Below are 14,858 nucleotides of genomic sequence, written 5' to 3' on the forward strand. Positions count from 1 at the left end.
TCCACGTCACCCGCGGTGATCACGTGCGCCTGCCGCGGCGTCACGAAGCGTCGCGTCGCTCGTGGGCCCTGCGTCATGGGCCCTGCGTCATGGGCCCTGCGTCATGGGCCCTGGTAAGTGGGGCGCGCTCAGCGGCCGTTGATGCGCCACATGGGCTCGACCACGGTCCACTGGGCCTCCCACACACCGCGTGCCCGGCGCTGGTTGACCAGGCGGGTGCAGGTGACCAGCAGCGCGAGGATCGCGGCGGCGGCCAGCGGCACGCCCGTGCCGACGGTCAGCGCGGCGACCACCGTGGTCTCGCGGTCCTGTGGCCGGGGGGCGATCACGCCTTTGTCGTCGGTCCAGATGCGCACCGTCTCGCCCGCCCGCCTGCTGGGTGGGACCTCGACGACCCCGGCCTTCGCCGTACCGTCGGGGGCCGTCCAGGCGGCCTGGGCGTGCCCGACCGCCGCTCCGGCCACCGACAGCCGGGGCGCCGTCACATCGCCCGTCAGCGTGGCGACGACCTGATGCCGGTCGCGCGCCTGCTGGGCCTCGGTCCTCAGGCCCTTGCCGTACTCGCGGATGCCGAGCATCACGCCGAGCACGATCGCGACCACGACTCCCAGCACCGCGGCAAGCCGGACCACCGCTTCGACCCGGTCACACCGGCGCCGAAGCGGATTCCTGTCTAGGCCCAGCCATCGGGCGAACCTGGCGATTAGATTCTGCGACATCTCACACCTCACAGGGTCATTACCACTGCGAGTCCCGTTTATGCCTATTTTGCATCCCAAGAGAATCCAGGGGAACGCCCCTCCCGATATGCCCGGACACCTTCGGCCAATTCGCCGCTCTCCCGTGCCTCCCGCTGCCAGGCGCGCACCTCGGCCTCCCCGGCCCGGCCGTCGATGATCTGCTTGGCGGCCGTCAGCGTGAGCCGCGACCTGCCGGCCATCGTGGCCGCCAGGCCGTACACGCGCTCGCGCAGCTCCTCCGGTGGGCGCACCTCGTCGACGAGGCCGGTGCGCAAGGCGTGATCTGCGGTGATGAGCTCGGCCGAGAAGAGCAGGAGCTTCGCCGTGGCGGGCCCGGCGATCTCCGCGAGCCGCCGCGTGGAGCTGAGCGGGTAGACGATCCCGAGCTTGGCCGGGGTGACGCCGAAGCGGGCCCCGGCCGCCGCGACGCGCAGGTCGCAGGCGAGCGCGAGCTGGCATCCGCCGCCGACGCAGTATCCCTCGATCATCGCGATCACGGGTTTGGGAAAGGTCACCAACGCGTGCTCCGCGACAACGGTAAGACCGGTGTCATCGTCGTTATCCCCAAGCTCATGAATTTCTGAAATATCGGCACCAGAACAGAAAGTTCCCCCGGCTCCGGTAAGGACGAGGACGCGTACCTTCGGGTCCGCGGCGAGATCCGCCAGGATGCCCGGCAGGGCCCGCCACATGGCGGCCGTCACGGCGTTGCGCGTGGCGGGACGGTTCAGGGTGAGAGTGGCGACGTGCTCCTCTAGGGTCAGTTCGAACCCGTCGGTAACTTCCATTCCTCGATTGTGCAGGCCGCCCGCACGGCTCCTCCGGCAGGGTCCCGGCCCCTGATGGCATAATCGCCGCGCAACGGGATGATCCCGTACGCATGACCCCCAAGGAGTCTCTGGGTGTTCGGGATCCTCCGGCCGTGTGCCCGCCACTCCTGCCCGTCCGTCCACGAAGCCTGGCGCGCGCACCTGTGCGGACTCTGCCTGACGTTGCGGGACCGGCACGGGCAGTTGGCCCGCATGGCGACCAACTACGACGGCCTCATCCTCTCCGTGCTGACCGAGGCTCAATCAGGGGCCCGATCAGGGGCCCGATCACCGGCCCGGACAGGGCCGAACCGGCGGACCGCCGGGCCCTGCGCGCTGCGCGGCTTCCGCTCCGCGGAGGTGGTGCGGTCGGACGACGGGGGCGCCCGCCTGGCCGCCGTGGTCTCGCTGGCCCTCGCCGCCGGAAAGATCCGCGACCACGCGTCCGACGGCGACGGGATCGCGGCCCGGCGCGTGGCCGGCGTCCCGATGCGCGCGACGGCCGCCGCCTGGGCCTCCGCCGCCCGGCGCGGCGCGGAGTCGATCGGCTTCGACACGACCGTCCTGGCCGAGGTCTCCGCCCGCCAGGCACTGCTGGAGGCGTCCCCCGGACGCGCCCTGCTGGAGGTCACCGAGCCCACTGAGACCGCCGTGGCCGCGGCCTTCGCGCACACGGCCGTGCTCGCGGACCGGCCGGGCAACGCCGAGAACCTGCGCGAGGCCGGGCGCTTCTTCGGCCGGATCGCGCACGTGATCGACGCGGTGGAGGACCTCGCCGAGGACCGGGCGCGCGGGGCGTACAACCCCCTCGACGCGACCGGCACCTCCCCGGCGCAGGCGCGGCGCGTGTGCGAGGAGGCGCTGCACGGGCTGCGCCTCGCCGTACGCGACCTCGATCTGGAGGAGCGGCACCTGGTCGAGGCGCTGCTGTGCGGCGAGACCCGGCGTGCCGTCGACCGGGCGTTCGGGACGCGCGCCCACGGCTCCGCCTGCGCGACGCGCCGCGCGCCGGCCGGCGAGTCCCCCACGGCACCGTCGCACTCCCCGCCCGACGCCCCGCCCGACGGGCCGCCGGAACCCCCCGGGCAGCCCGGGCAGCCGCCCCGCGTGCCCCCGGGGATCGCGCTGACGGCCGCCGCCGGAGCGGCGATCTTCCTGACCTGCGGGCTCTACCGCCCCCCGTGGAGCACCTACCGGGACGCGCCGTGCCACGAACGCTGCTTCTGCGACCGGTGCGACTGCTGCCCCGACTGCTCGGGATGCTGCGACGCCTGCTCGGCGTGCTCCGACTGCTGCTCCGGGGACGGCTGCTGCTGCGGGGACGGCTGCTGCTGCGACTGCGGCTCCTAGCCGCTCCGCGTGGCTGTGACGGCGGCGCTCACGCGGGCGTGGTCCGGCCGCCCGCGCCCGGGAGCCGGTCGTGGGGGACGGCGTGGCTCGTCCGGCCGCGGAAACCGGTGGTCGTGGTCGCGGTGAACAGGGAGTTGAGCAGTGCCTCCTCGACCGCGTCCATGACCCCGGCGAAGACGGGGTCCAGCGCCTCGTCGGGCACGGGCGGGAGCCGCGGCGGCGCCGTGGTGAAGGCGATCGCGTAGTCGCCGCTGCCGTTGGAGTACGACGCGCCCACACGGCCCATCGCGAAGACCGCCCGGCGGGCGAGACGGCCGAGCCGGCGCGCGTCGAGCGGCGCGTCGGTGGCCACCACGATCATGCAGGAGCCGCCGGCCTGCACGTGCTGAACGGCCCCCGGGACGAGTTCGCCGACGGGCATCGGGACACCGCGGACGGTCAGCACACCGCCGAAGTTGGCCTGGACGAGCACGCCGACGGTGACCTCGGCCCCGTCCACCACCTGCCGCCGGGAGGAGGTGCCGATGCCGGCCTTGAACCCCAGGGCCGTCGTCCCGGTCCCCGCCCCCACGCATCCCTCCCCGGGCAGCCCGCCGGACGCTCCCTCCAGCGCGTCCAGAACGTGCCGTTCGGTGACCGGGCGGCGCCGGATGTCGGACAGGAGGCCGTCGTTGGTCTCCCCCACGAGGGGGTTGAAGGAGAGCCCGTCCGGGCGGCGGTCCATGAGATAGGTGAGCAGCGCGTCGGCGGCCCGGAACACCGACAACGTGGCGGTCAGGACGACGGGTGACTCCAGCACGCCGAGCTCGTCGACCTGGGTCGAGCCGACCAGCTTGCCGTACCCGTTGCCGGTGTAGACGGCCGCGGGCAGCCCCCGGCGCCCGGCGATCAGCTGGTGGGGGACGACCGCGGTGACCCCGGTGTGGAGGTCGGCGCCGTCGTCGATCGTGGTGTGACCCACCAGGACCCCGTCGACGTCGGTGATCGCGTTCAGCGGCCCCGTCGGCGACGCGCCGACGACGACGCCCAGCGAGCGCGCCCGCGCGCGCCCGTTCGGATGCTTGTCCATGGCGCTCCTCTTCCCCGGTGTCACGCTCTCCGCGGGTACGCGGGCCGGTCCTTCGAAGATCGGCGATATCGTCGGCCCATGGGAAGATCACGGCCCCCCTTCCGCCGGCTCACCCCCGCCGAGCGACGCCTGTGGGACGCCTACCCCACCGGCGCCTGGGTCGACCTCCGCCATGGCCGGGAGACGGACTCCTCGTCCGGCGGCTCGTGGGGCCGCTCCCGCCTGGTCCGCGCCGAGGTGATCTCCGCTCTGGTGCTCGACCGGACCGCCGGCGGATCGTCCTCGGTGCCGGGTGTCCGGCTCGCCGGGGCCCGGATCGCCGGCGACCTCAACCTGTCCGACGCCACGATCGAGACGAAGGTCCACCTGCTCGACTGCCACATCGCCGGGACGGTCTCGCTCGCCGACGCCAAGACCAGGGGCGTACGGCTGCGGCGCTGCGACGTCCTCCACTTCCGCGCCAGCCGGGCCACGGTCGACGGGCTCCTCGACCTCGACGGATCGGTCGTCCACGCGGGGGTACGCCTGGACAACGCCCACGTGACCGGGCAGCTCCGCCTCTCCGGCACCCGGCTGGGCACCCCCGGCGCCATGCCGTACCGGGCGCCGGCGGCGGCCCCGTGGGAGCTGGGCGGCTGGAACGGGCCGGAGGGGTCGGAGGAGCCGAGGACCTGGGAGTCGGTCGCGCTGTGGGCCGGCGGGCTCGTGGTGGACGGCAGCGCCTTCCTGCGCGACCTACGGGCCACCGGCGGGCTGCGGCTGATCGGCGCGCGCTTCTCCAGCGGGCTCTACCTCCAGGGCGCCGTCGTCACGGTGGACGGCACCCCCGCCGTCCACGCCGATCACCTGCAGGCCGCCGCGGCCGAGCTCGGCGCGGGCTTCACCGCCGACGGCACCGTACGGCTGCGCGGCGCGCGCATCGGCGGGGTCCTGTCGTTCCACGGCGCGGTACTGCGGGCGCCGGGCCGGGTGCTGCACCTGAGCCACATGCAGGCCGACGAGCTCATCCTGCTGCCCGAGTCGATCGAGGGCGAGGTCAACCTCGGCTACTCCCGTCTTGGGGTGCTGTTCGACCACCCGGAGAGCTATCCGGGCCACGTCCGGCTCAGCGGGCTGACGTACGAGTCGCTGCGCGGGCCCGCGACCCTCGCGGACCGGCTCTCCTGGTTGCGGCGCGACCCCGAAGGCTACCTGCCCCAGCCGTACGAGCAGCTGGCGGCCTACTGCCGCCGTATCGGGCACGAGCCGGACGCGCGCCGGGTGCTGCTGGCCCGGCAGCGGGCGCGGCGGCGGACGCTGCGGCTGCCCGGGCGGCTGTGGGGCCGCCTGCTCGACGGGCTCGTCGGGTACGGCTACCGCCCCTGGCTCGCCGGCCTGTGGGCCGCGCTGCTCCTCGCGACGGGCACGGCCATCTTCAGCCAGTGGCCGCCGCACCAGATCGGGCTGGACGAGTCGCGCCACTTCAACGCGTTCGTCTACACGCTCGACCTGCTCGTGCCGGTGAGCGTGTTCGAGCAGCGGGGCGCCTGGGAGCCGGCCGGATGGACCCAGTGGCTGGCCAACGGGCTGGTCGCGGCCGGATGGATCCTCGCGACCGCGCTCATCGCGGGCGCGAGCAGGCTCCTGCGCCCGTCCAGCACCCCCTGACACCCCGCCGGCCCGGTTCGAGCGGCCGGACGAGACGCTCAGCGAGCCGTGGTCTCGAGGCGCAGGCGGGGCAGGCTCTCGGGGTACTTCTCGCGGACGAACTTCACCAGGTGCTCCCGGATGTCGCAGCGCAGGTCGAAGGCGCTCGCCGAGTCGGCCGCGCTCATCAGCGCGCGCAGCTCGACCAGCCCCTCCGGGGTGATGTCGGTGACCTGCAGGGTCCAGTCCTTCTGGTCCCACAGCGGGTTCTCCCGCAGTGCCCGGTAGAGCTCGGTGCGGATCTCCTCGACGGGGATCGACCAGTCCACGCGGAGGTACACGCTGCCGAGGATGCGGCTCTCGTGACGCGTCCAGTTCTCGAAGGGGTTGGCGGTGAAGTAGGACACGGGCAGGATGAGCCGCCGCTCGTCCCACAGGCGCAGCGCCACGTAGGTGAGCGTCAGCTCCTCGATGCGGCCCCACTCGTCCTCCACCACGACCACGTCGTCGAGCCGCAGCGCGTCGCTGAACGCCAGTTGCAGCCCGGCCAGCATGTTGCCGAGCGTCGACTGGGCCGCGATGCCGCCCACCACCCCGGCGATCCCCGCGGAGGCGAGCAGCCCCGCGCCCAGGGCTCGCACCTGCGGGAACGTGAACAGCATCGCCCCCAGCGCGAGCACCACGACCACCGCCGCCGACACCCTGCGCACCAGCGCGATCTGGGTGCGGATGCGCCGGGCGCGGCGGTTGCGCTCGCCCTCGACCCGCGTGAGCCGGTCGAGGACGACGTCGGTCACCGCGTACGCCGCCTGGATCAGCAGCCAGGTCACGCAGGCGATCAGCAGCAGTGAGAGGATCTGCTGGAAGCCGCGCGAGTCCGACCCGGGCATGTCCGGGTCGTAGGCGGCCTTGACGGTCCCCACCACGGCCGAGGCGAAACCCGGCCAGGTGCACCGGCGCGCGAACGGCCCGGCGAGCGCCCATCGCTCCCCTATGAGGCGTGATTTCAGCACCCGCCGGACCAGTTCCACCGCGACGATCGCGGCGGTCACGGCGATCGCCAAGGTCGCCCAGTTCCACGCTGCCGCTGTGACGGCGCCCCCTGTCGTCGTCATGGGGTTCCCTTTGCCCCTTATGGGAGCGCCGAAAACAGACAGATCAGAAACAGGCGGATCAGAAGGCCTCGTCGAAGCTGACGTCGCCCTCGACGGCCACCTGGTAGGCCGAGACCCGGCGCTCGAAGAAGTTCGCCAGCTCCTGCACGTCCTGGAACTCCATGAACGGGAAGGGGTTGTCCGTGCCGTACCGGACGGGCAGGCCGAGCCGGGCGAGCCTGCGGTCGGCGACGTACTCCAGGTAGCACCGCATGTTGGCGGCGCTCATCACGCCGTGCCCGTCGCCGCACAGGTCGCGGGCGAAGGCGAGCTCGGCGGCGACCGCCTCCTCCAGCATCCGCGTCACCCGGGCCGCCAGCTCGTCGTCGAACAGGTCCGGCTCCTCGCGGCGTACGGTGTCCACCACGTCGAAGGCGAACTCCATGTGCATCGACTCGTCGCGGAACACCCAGTTGGTGCCGGTCGCCAGGCCCCCGAGCAGGCCGCGCGAGCGGAACCAGTAGACGTACGCGAAGGCGCCGTAGAAGAACAGTCCCTCGATGCAGGCGGCGAAGCAGATGAGGTTGAGCAGGAAGGCCCGCCGGTCCTCCCGGCTCTCCAGCCGGCTCAGCTCGCTGATCGAGTCGATCCAGCGGAAGCAGAACTCGGCCTTGTCGCGAATCGACGGGATGTGCTCGACCGCGGCGAACGCCTTGACCCGCTCGTCGTGGTCGGGCAGGTAGGTGTCCAGCAGGGTCAGGTAGAACTGGACGTGCACCGCCTCCTCGAACAGCTGGCGGCTCAGGTAGAGCCGCGCCTCGGGGGCGTTCACGTGCTGGTAGAGGTTCAGCACCAGGTTGTTGGCCACGATCGAGTCGCCGGTCGCGAAGAACGCCACGAGCCGGTTGATCAGGTGCCGCTCCCCCTCGTCGAGGGTCGCGAGGTCGGCGAGGTCGGAGCCGAGGTCCACCTCCTCGACCGTCCAGGTGTTCCTGATCGCCGCGCGGTACCTCTCGTAAAACCCGGGGTAGCGCATCGGGCGCAGGGTCAGGTCCATGCCCGGGTCGAGCAGCATCGTTCTCATTGGCATGCCTCGCAGATCTCGGGGTTTTCCAGGGAGCAGGCGACGGCCCCTTCATCGGGCACGGCCGGGGCGACCGCGGGCACGGTCGTCTGGGCGATCCTCGTCGCCGGACGGGAGCGCAGGTAGTAGGTGGTCTTCAGGCCCGAGCGCCAGGCGTAGGCGTACATCGAGGAGAGCTTGCCGATGGTGGGGGCCGCCATGAAGAGGTTGAGGGACTGCGACTGGTCGATGTACGGCTGCCGCGCGGCGGCCATGTCGATCAGCGCCTTCTGGGGAAGCTCCCACGCGGTGCGGTAGAGCGTCCTGAGCTCCTCCGGGATGGCGGGGATGTCCTGGATCGAGCCGTCGTTGAGCTTGATCGCGTCGCGCATGGACCGCGTCCACAGGCCCAGCGACTGGAGGTCGCGGACGAGATACCGGTTGACCTGGAGGAACTCCCCCGACAGCGTCTCCCGCTTGAAGACGTTGGACACCTGCGGCTCGACGCACTCGTAGCAGCCGGCGATCGAGGCGATCGTGGCCGTCGGCGCGATCGCGACCAGCAGGGAGTTGCGCAGCCCGGTCTCCGCGATCCTGTCGCGCAGCGCCGCCCACTCCTGCGCGTGCGCCGGGGAGCACGGGTAGTGGTCCGGGTGCAGAACGCCGCCGGCCGCCCGCGTCTGCTCGTACGCCGGGTGGCGCCCGCGCTCGACGGCCAGGTCGGCCGAGGTGCCGTACGCCGCGAGCGCGATCTCCTCGGCGATGCGGGTGGACAGCGCGAGCGCCTCGGGCGAGTCGAACGGCAGGCGCAGCGCGAAGAACACGTCGGCGAGGCCCATCACGCCGAGCCCCACCGGCCGCCACTTCCGGTTGGCCGCCTCCGCCTCCGGCGTCGGGTAGAAGCCGAGGTCGATCGTCCGGTCCAGGAACCGTACGGCGGTGCGGACCGTGGCGCGCAGCCTGCCGAAGTCGACGGTGTCGCCCTCGGGGGTCAGGTGCGCCGCGAGGTTGACCGAGCCGAGGTTGCACACGGCCGTCTCGCCGTCGCTGGTGACCTCCAGGATCTCGGTGCACAGGTTGGACAGGTGGATGACGTTGCCGGGCAGCGCGGTCTGGTTGGACGCGCGGTTGGCGGCGTCCTTGAAGGTCATCCAGCCGTTGCCGGTCTGGGCGAGCGTGCGCATCATCCGGGCGTACAGGGCGCGGGCCGGCACCTGCCGGACGTATCGCCCGGCGGCCTCCAGCTCGCGGTAGCGGACGTCGAACGCCTCACCCCACAGGTCGGTCAGCTCGGGGGTCTCCTTGGGGTCGAACAGCGACCACGTGCCGTCCGCCTCGACCCGGCGCATGAACTCGTCGGGCACCCAGTTGGCCAGGTTGAGGTTGTGTGCGCGGCGCGACTCCTCGCCCGTGTTGTCGCGAAGCTCCAGGAACTCCTCGATGTCGGCGTGCCAGGTCTCCAGGTAGACGCACGCGGCGCCCTTGCGCCTGCCGCCCTGGTTGACGGCCGCCACCGACGCGTCGAGCGTGCGCAGCCAGGGGACGATGCCGTTGGAAAGGCCGTTGGTGCCCCGGATCAGCGAGCCGCGCGAGCGCACCCGCGTCCAGGCGACGCCGATGCCGCCGGAGTACTTCGACAGCCGGGCCACCTGGCCGTACCGCTCGTAGATGCTCTCCAGCTCGTCGCGGGGCGAGTCGAGCAGGAAGCACGACGACAACTGCGGGCGGCGCGCGCCCGAGTTGAACAGCGTCGGCGAGCTGGGCAGATAGGCCAGCGCGGACATCAGGCCGTACAGCTCGGCCGCCTCGGCCACCGTGTCCGACAGGCCGCAGGCGACCCGCAGCAGGAAGTGCTGCGGGCGTTCGAGCACGCGCCGGGTGACCGGGTGGCGCAGCAGGTAGCGGTCGTAGACCGTGCGCAGCCCGAAGTACTCGAACCGGTCGTCGGCCGCCGGGTCGACCAGCGGGTCCAGCGCATCGGCCTCGCGGGCCACGAACGCGGCGACGGCGTCGCCCAGCAACCCGGCGGCGTGGGCGGCCGCGACCGACTCGGAGAACGCCCGCACCCCCTCGGCCGCCGCCTCCTCCGCGATCAGCCCGCTCAGCAGCCGGGCCGCCCGGCGCGAGTTCTCCGGGTCGGCGATGACCCCGGCCGCCGCCTCCTCGATGGCCTGCCATACGGCCGCCGCGTCCCGCGCGCCGCCTTCCCCTGACACGGGGTCCGCGGACGCGGAGACCGGGTCGGTGATCGTCATCAGATGCCCTCTCCTCGTCGTCTCGTGGCCCGGCCGGGCCGGAGGAGGGGCATGCCGCGGCGCACGCGCACGGGAGGCCAGCAGGTGGCACCGTGCCGTGACGGCCGACGGCGAGCCCTCCCTCGGGGCCCGGCGCGGGGCACGCGCTCATGCGCGCGCGTCACCGGCAGGTCTTCGGACTCGCGGGCGTCCGGCCGGGCTCGCGCCCGCCGGTCCTACTGGCCGTCGCTTCCCGGGCGCGCTCGCGCCCAGTGCTCGTACACAGCGCGGTGCTGTGTGACGGCGGTCGTTCCCGCTCACCGCTGCGGGGCAGTCCCGGATTCACACCGGGTTCCCTCTTGCCTCACCAAGGTGAACCAGCGACGCGATGGATCCTACATCTTGTGGCCCTTCTCGCAACCGCCCCCACAAGTTGTGCTTTTCAGCGGAGTCCGAGATCATTGAGCAGCAGGGCCACACGGCGCGCCTCGCCGCTCAGCCATTGCCGGAAGTCGTCGCCGTCGAGCCACATCGGCGTCCAGTCGTTGCGTTCGCACAGGCTCCGCCACCCGCGGGTGGCGGTGACGGCCCGGCACAGGTCGAGCAGGGCGTCCTGCCCGGGCGTGCCGACCGGAGCGACCAGCCCGGTCCAGTCGGCGTACACGACGCGTACGCCCGACTCCGACAGCGTCGGCGCGTCCACCCCGGGCAGCCGTTCGGCGGAGGAGACGGCGAGCGGCCGCAGGCGTCCGGCGCGGATGTGCGGGGCGACCTCACGTCTGCTGCCGAACCCGAGCGCGACCCGCCCGTCGAGGACCGCGGCGACGGCCTGCGCCCTGCTGCCGAACGCGACGTAGTCGAGCAGCCGCGGGTCGGCCCCCAGGCCCTGCGCGGTCATGCCGAGCAGCAGGTGCTCCGGACCCCGGTCGGCGCCGCCGGCCACCTTGGGGCCGCCCGGGTCACGCAGCAGCGCGGCGGCGAACTGCTCGAACGTGCGATAGCCCGACCCGGGCGAGGCGACGAGCACCTCCCACTCCCCCGCCAGCCGCGCGAGCGGGACGGCCCTGGCGACCAGGAGCGGGTCGCGGGCCAGCGCACAGGCGGCGAGCAGCGCGGAGTCGGCGACCACCAGACCGGTCCGCGGCCCGGCGGGCCGGCCGAGGGCCGCCCCGCCGCCGGCCTCCCACCTGATCCGTACGGCCCGGGCCCAGCCACGGCCCTCGACAAGGGCCTTGAACCCGGCGGCGACGCCGTCCCCGCACCCGCCCGGCGGACGGGGGACGGTCAGGGACAACTCCCCCCACCGGCGCGGCGGCGCCTGGACGCCGCACGCGCCCGCAAGGGCCAGAACCCCCAGCGCGAGGACCGTACGGCGTCGCATTTCGGCACCCTCCTACCCGAAGAGTCCCTTACACGCACAGACTATGAGTAACTACACCATGTCACCACATAACGGACGTTAGGGCTACGGCGATCGGTGCGGGTGGCCCGCCCGGGTCCCTCGATCGCGCGATCAGCTACAAAGGCAGTCATGGAGGACGTCGTCGAGCATCGTTACGGCCGGGACGACATGCGGCTGGTGAAAGCGTCCTTCCGCACGCATCGCTTCGTCCCTCACGGCCACAGCGAGTACGCCGTCGCGGCTATCGAGCGCGGGGTGGAGGCCGTGCGCTACCGCGGCGCCACCGAGCACGCGCACGCGGGCAGCCTGCTCCTACTCGACGCCGACACCATCCACGCCGGCCGCCCCGGCGTCGCCGAGGGCTGGGACTACCGGGTCTTCTACCTCCCGCCGGCGCTGCTGGCGGAACTCGCCGGGCACCGGCCCACCTTTCCCGTTCCGGCTCCGCACGACCCGCGTCTGGCCGCCCGCCTGATCCGGCTGCACCGCCGCCAGGACCAGAACTCCCTGGCCGCGCAGGAGGAATTCGAAGCGCTGTGCACCGAGATCCTCGCCCGCTACACACGCCGCGGGATCGCTCCGACGCCACCGGCGCCCGTGACGAAGGTGCAGCGGCACCTGGCCGCCGACCTTCTGCGCACCCCGGCGCTGGACGAGCTCGCTCATGTGGCGGGCCTGCCCCGATTCCAGCTGCTGCGCGCCTTCCGCCGCGAAACCGGCGTCACTCCGCACGGCTACCTGCTCCAGCTACGCCTGCGCCGTGCCCAGCAGCTCCTGACCGCCGGGCACACCGTCGCGCGCGCCGCCGCCGAGAGCGGCTTCTACGACCAGGCACATCTGCACCGCCACTTCCGCCGCACGTTCGCGGCCACCCCCGGCCGGTTCGCGCGTAACGACGTACAAGACCGGTACGGCTCGCCCGCCTAACGTCTGCGGCGTGAACGAACACACCAGCCCCGAGTTCTCCCGCAGCGCCCTGCTCACGATCGACCTGCAACGCGACTTCGTCGCCGACATCGCGGGCACCGCCGAGGCGCTGCCCGCGGTCCGGCGCCTGGCGCACGCGTTCCGCCAGGCGGGGCGGCCCATCGTGCACATCGTGCGCTTGTATCTGCCCGACGGCAGCAACGCCGACCTGTGCCGGCGAACGCTGCGCGGCAAGGTCAACCCGCACTCGCCGGGTTCCCAGCTCGCCGACGGGCTGGCGCCCGGAAGCGAGCTCGACCCGGACCTGCTGCTGGCGGGACACGCGCAGGAGATCGGCCCGGACGAGCACATCCTGTACAAGCCCCGCTGGAGCGCTTTCTTCCGCACCCGGCTGCTGGAACACCTCTCAGAACGCGCCGTGAGCACGGTGGTGGTCGCCGGCTGCAACTACCCGAACTGCCCGCGTTCCACGCTCGTCGACGCCACCGAACGCGACCTGCGCGCTGTCGCCGTCCGCGACGCGCTGTCCGGCTGGACCGCCGACGCGGACCGCGAGATGACCGGCATGGGCATCGTCTGCCTGGACACGAGCGAGGTCGTCGCCGCCACCCGGTCGCGCGTGGCTTCCCCGGCCTGACCGTCGAGTCCCCGGTCCGGGCGCCCCCGACGCCGTACGGCCCGCGCCGGGCGGGCGCGAGCCGTACGGGAGGAAGGGGTTCTACTCGACCGTCACACTCTTGGCGAGGTTGCGCGGGCGGTCGACGTCTCGGCCGAGGGCGACGGCGGCGTGGTAGGCGAACAGCTGCAGCGGGATCGTGAGCAGGATGGGGTCGAGCTCGACCTCGTTCTTGGGCACCACGATGCAGTCGTCGGCCGCATCGGAGGTGCGGTGACCGACCATGAGGATGCGCCCGTGCCGGGCCCGGATCTCGCCCAGCGTGGTGAGGTTCTTGTCCAGCAGCTCGTCGTCGGGGACGATCGCGACCGTCGGCAGCTCGGGGCTGATCAGCGCGAGCGGACCGTGCTTGAGCTCGCTCGCCGGGTACGCCTCGGCGTGGACGTAGGAGATCTCCTTGAGCTTCTGGGCGCCCTCGCGGGCCACCGGGTAGCCGCGCACCCGGCCGACGAACATCATGCCCGGCGAGTCGGCGTACTTCTTCGCCAGCTCCCTGATCCGGTCCTCCAGCGTGAGGATCTCCTTGATCTGCTCCGGCAGCCGGCGCAGGCCCTCGCAGATCCTGCGGCCGTCGGCCGGCGACAGGTCCCGTACGCGGCCGAGGTGCAGGGCGAGCAGCGCGAACGCCACGGCCGTGGAGGTGAACGCCTTGGTGGAGGCCACCGAGACCTCGGGGCCGGCGTGCAGGTAGATGCCGCCGTCGGTCTCCCGGGCGATGGCGCTGCCGACGGTGTTGACGATGCCGAGCACCCGGCCGCCCTTGCGCTTGAGCTCCTGCACCGCCACGAGCGTGTCGTACGTCTCACCCGACTGGCTGATCGCGACGTACAGCGTGTCGGGCTCCACGACCGGGCTGCGGTAGCGGAACTCCGAGGCGGGCTCGGCGTCGGCGGGGATGCGCGCCAGCTCCTCGATGAGCTGCGCGCCCATCTGCCCGGAGTAGTACGCGGACCCACAGCCGATGATCTTCACGCGGCGGAAGGAACGGATCTCGCGGGCGTCCATGTTGAGGCCGCCGAGGTGGGCGATGTGGAACCGGTCGTCGATGCGGCCGCGCAGCGTGCGGGCGACCGTGTCGGGCTGCTCGGAGATCTCCTTGAGCAGGTAGTGCTCGTAGCCGCCGTTGTCGTAGTGCCCGGCGTCCCAGTCGACGGTGAACGGCTCCTTGGCCGTCTCCCTGGCGTCACTGGTGAACGTGTTGAAGCCGTCGGCCTTGATGACGGCCAGCTCGCCGTCCTCCAGGTGGACGACCTGGCGCGTGTAGCGGATGAGCGCGGCGACGTCGGAGGCGGCGAACATCTCCTTCTCGCCGAGGCCGAGCACGATCGGGCTGCCGTTGCGGGCCACCACGATCTCGCCGGGGCGCTGCTCGTCGATGACGGCGATGCCGTACGTGCCGACCACGCTCTTCAGCGCGCGCAGGACGGCCTCACGCAGCGACTCGGTCTCCTTGACCAGCCGCCCGATGAGCTGCGAGAGCACCTCGCTGTCGGTCTCGCTCTCGAACTTCACGCCCTCGCCCTCCAGGCGGCGGCGCAGCTCGTCGGCGTTCTCGATGATGCCGTTGTGCACGACGGCGATGCGCTGCTCCTGGTCGAGGTGCGGGTGCGCGTTCACGTCACTCGGCGCGCCGTGGGTGGCCCAGCGGGTGTGCCCGATGCCGATCGTGCCCTTGAACTTGGCGGGTACCGCCGCCGCCAGGTCGGCGACCCGGCCCTTGACCTTGCGCGTCTTGAGGCTCTTGGCGTTCACGACGGCGAGGCCGGCCGAGTCGTAGCCCCGGTACTCCAGCCGCTGGAGACCTTCGAGCAGGATGGGCGCCGCATCCTTCGGCCCGACATAAGCGACGATTCCGCACATAACCGCTC

General features: G+C 72.4%; 12 protein-coding genes and 1 riboswitch. Of the genes, 4 read left to right on the forward strand and 8 right to left on the reverse strand.

Features of this window, described 5'->3' with window-relative positions:
• Window positions 1-128 precede the first annotated feature (128 nt).
• The gene (locus ACWEQG_RS05495) at window positions 129-719 is read right to left on the reverse strand and encodes an Rv1733c family protein (RefSeq protein ID WP_452281977.1); all 591 of its coding nucleotides are present in this window, start codon (window positions 717-719) and stop codon (window positions 129-131) included.
• Window positions 720-763: 44 nt separating this feature from the next.
• Window positions 764-1,528, reverse strand: coding sequence for an enoyl-CoA hydratase/isomerase family protein (locus tag ACWEQG_RS05500; protein ID WP_452281979.1), 765 nt, complete (start codon window positions 1,526-1,528; stop codon window positions 764-766).
• Between the two features lie 114 nt (window positions 1,529-1,642).
• On the opposite strand from ACWEQG_RS05500, the gene ACWEQG_RS05505 reads away from it, so the two are divergent.
• Window positions 1,643-2,899, forward strand: coding sequence for a DUF5685 family protein (locus ACWEQG_RS05505; protein ID WP_452281981.1), 1,257 nt, complete (start codon window positions 1,643-1,645; stop codon window positions 2,897-2,899).
• Window positions 2,900-2,927: 28 nt separating this feature from the next.
• Here the strand turns inward: ACWEQG_RS05505 and ACWEQG_RS05510 are convergent, their stop codons facing one another.
• On the reverse strand, window positions 2,928-3,968 hold the full coding sequence (locus tag ACWEQG_RS05510; RefSeq protein WP_452281983.1) for a P1 family peptidase: 1,041 nt from the start codon (window positions 3,966-3,968) through the stop codon (window positions 2,928-2,930).
• A 78-nt stretch (window positions 3,969-4,046) separates the two neighbouring features.
• On the opposite strand from ACWEQG_RS05510, the gene ACWEQG_RS05515 reads away from it, so the two are divergent.
• Window positions 4,047-5,615, forward strand: coding sequence for a hypothetical protein (locus ACWEQG_RS05515; RefSeq protein ID WP_452281985.1), 1,569 nt, complete (start codon window positions 4,047-4,049; stop codon window positions 5,613-5,615).
• 38 nt (window positions 5,616-5,653) lie between these two features.
• On the opposite strand, the gene ACWEQG_RS05520 is transcribed toward ACWEQG_RS05515, so the two are convergent.
• From ACWEQG_RS05520 to ACWEQG_RS05535, 4 genes are all read right to left on the reverse strand, one after another.
• Complete coding sequence (locus tag ACWEQG_RS05520; protein WP_452281987.1) at window positions 5,654-6,709, reverse strand: mechanosensitive ion channel family protein; 1,056 nt, start codon at window positions 6,707-6,709, stop codon at window positions 5,654-5,656.
• 58 nt (window positions 6,710-6,767) lie between these two features.
• Complete coding sequence (locus ACWEQG_RS05525; RefSeq protein WP_452281989.1) at window positions 6,768-7,772, reverse strand: ribonucleotide-diphosphate reductase subunit beta; 1,005 nt, start codon at window positions 7,770-7,772, stop codon at window positions 6,768-6,770.
• Window positions 7,769-10,006 carry a ribonucleoside-diphosphate reductase subunit alpha gene (locus ACWEQG_RS05530; protein WP_452281991.1) on the reverse strand — a complete coding sequence of 746 codons (2,238 nt, stop codon included), beginning with the start codon at window positions 10,004-10,006 and terminating at the stop codon, window positions 7,769-7,771. The genes ACWEQG_RS05525 and ACWEQG_RS05530 overlap by 4 nt, the downstream gene beginning before the upstream one ends.
• A gap of 148 nt (window positions 10,007-10,154) precedes the next feature.
• Window positions 10,155-10,382, reverse strand: a riboswitch (cobalamin riboswitch).
• A 45-nt stretch (window positions 10,383-10,427) separates the two neighbouring features.
• On the reverse strand, window positions 10,428-11,366 hold the full coding sequence (locus tag ACWEQG_RS05535) for a Bug family tripartite tricarboxylate transporter substrate binding protein (RefSeq protein ID WP_452281993.1): 939 nt from the start codon (window positions 11,364-11,366) through the stop codon (window positions 10,428-10,430).
• A 150-nt stretch (window positions 11,367-11,516) separates the two neighbouring features.
• Here ACWEQG_RS05535 and ACWEQG_RS05540 point away from each other — a divergent pair, with 150 nt between their 5' ends.
• Window positions 11,517-12,314 carry an AraC family ligand binding domain-containing protein gene (locus ACWEQG_RS05540; protein ID WP_452281995.1) on the forward strand — a complete coding sequence of 266 codons (798 nt, stop codon included), beginning with the start codon at window positions 11,517-11,519 and terminating at the stop codon, window positions 12,312-12,314.
• A gap of 10 nt (window positions 12,315-12,324) precedes the next feature.
• Entirely contained in the window at window positions 12,325-12,951 is a 627-nt protein-coding gene (locus tag ACWEQG_RS05545) for a cysteine hydrolase family protein (protein ID WP_452281997.1), read from the forward strand.
• An 81-nt stretch (window positions 12,952-13,032) separates the two neighbouring features.
• Here the strand turns inward: ACWEQG_RS05545 and glmS are convergent, their stop codons facing one another.
• Window positions 13,033-14,850: a glutamine--fructose-6-phosphate transaminase (isomerizing) gene (gene glmS / locus ACWEQG_RS05550; RefSeq protein ID WP_363472694.1), complete on the reverse strand. Its 1,818-nt coding sequence runs from the start codon at window positions 14,848-14,850 to the stop codon at window positions 13,033-13,035.
• Window positions 14,851-14,858: the final 8 nt, after the last annotated feature.

This window comes from Microbispora sp. NPDC004025, assembly GCF_053604425.1.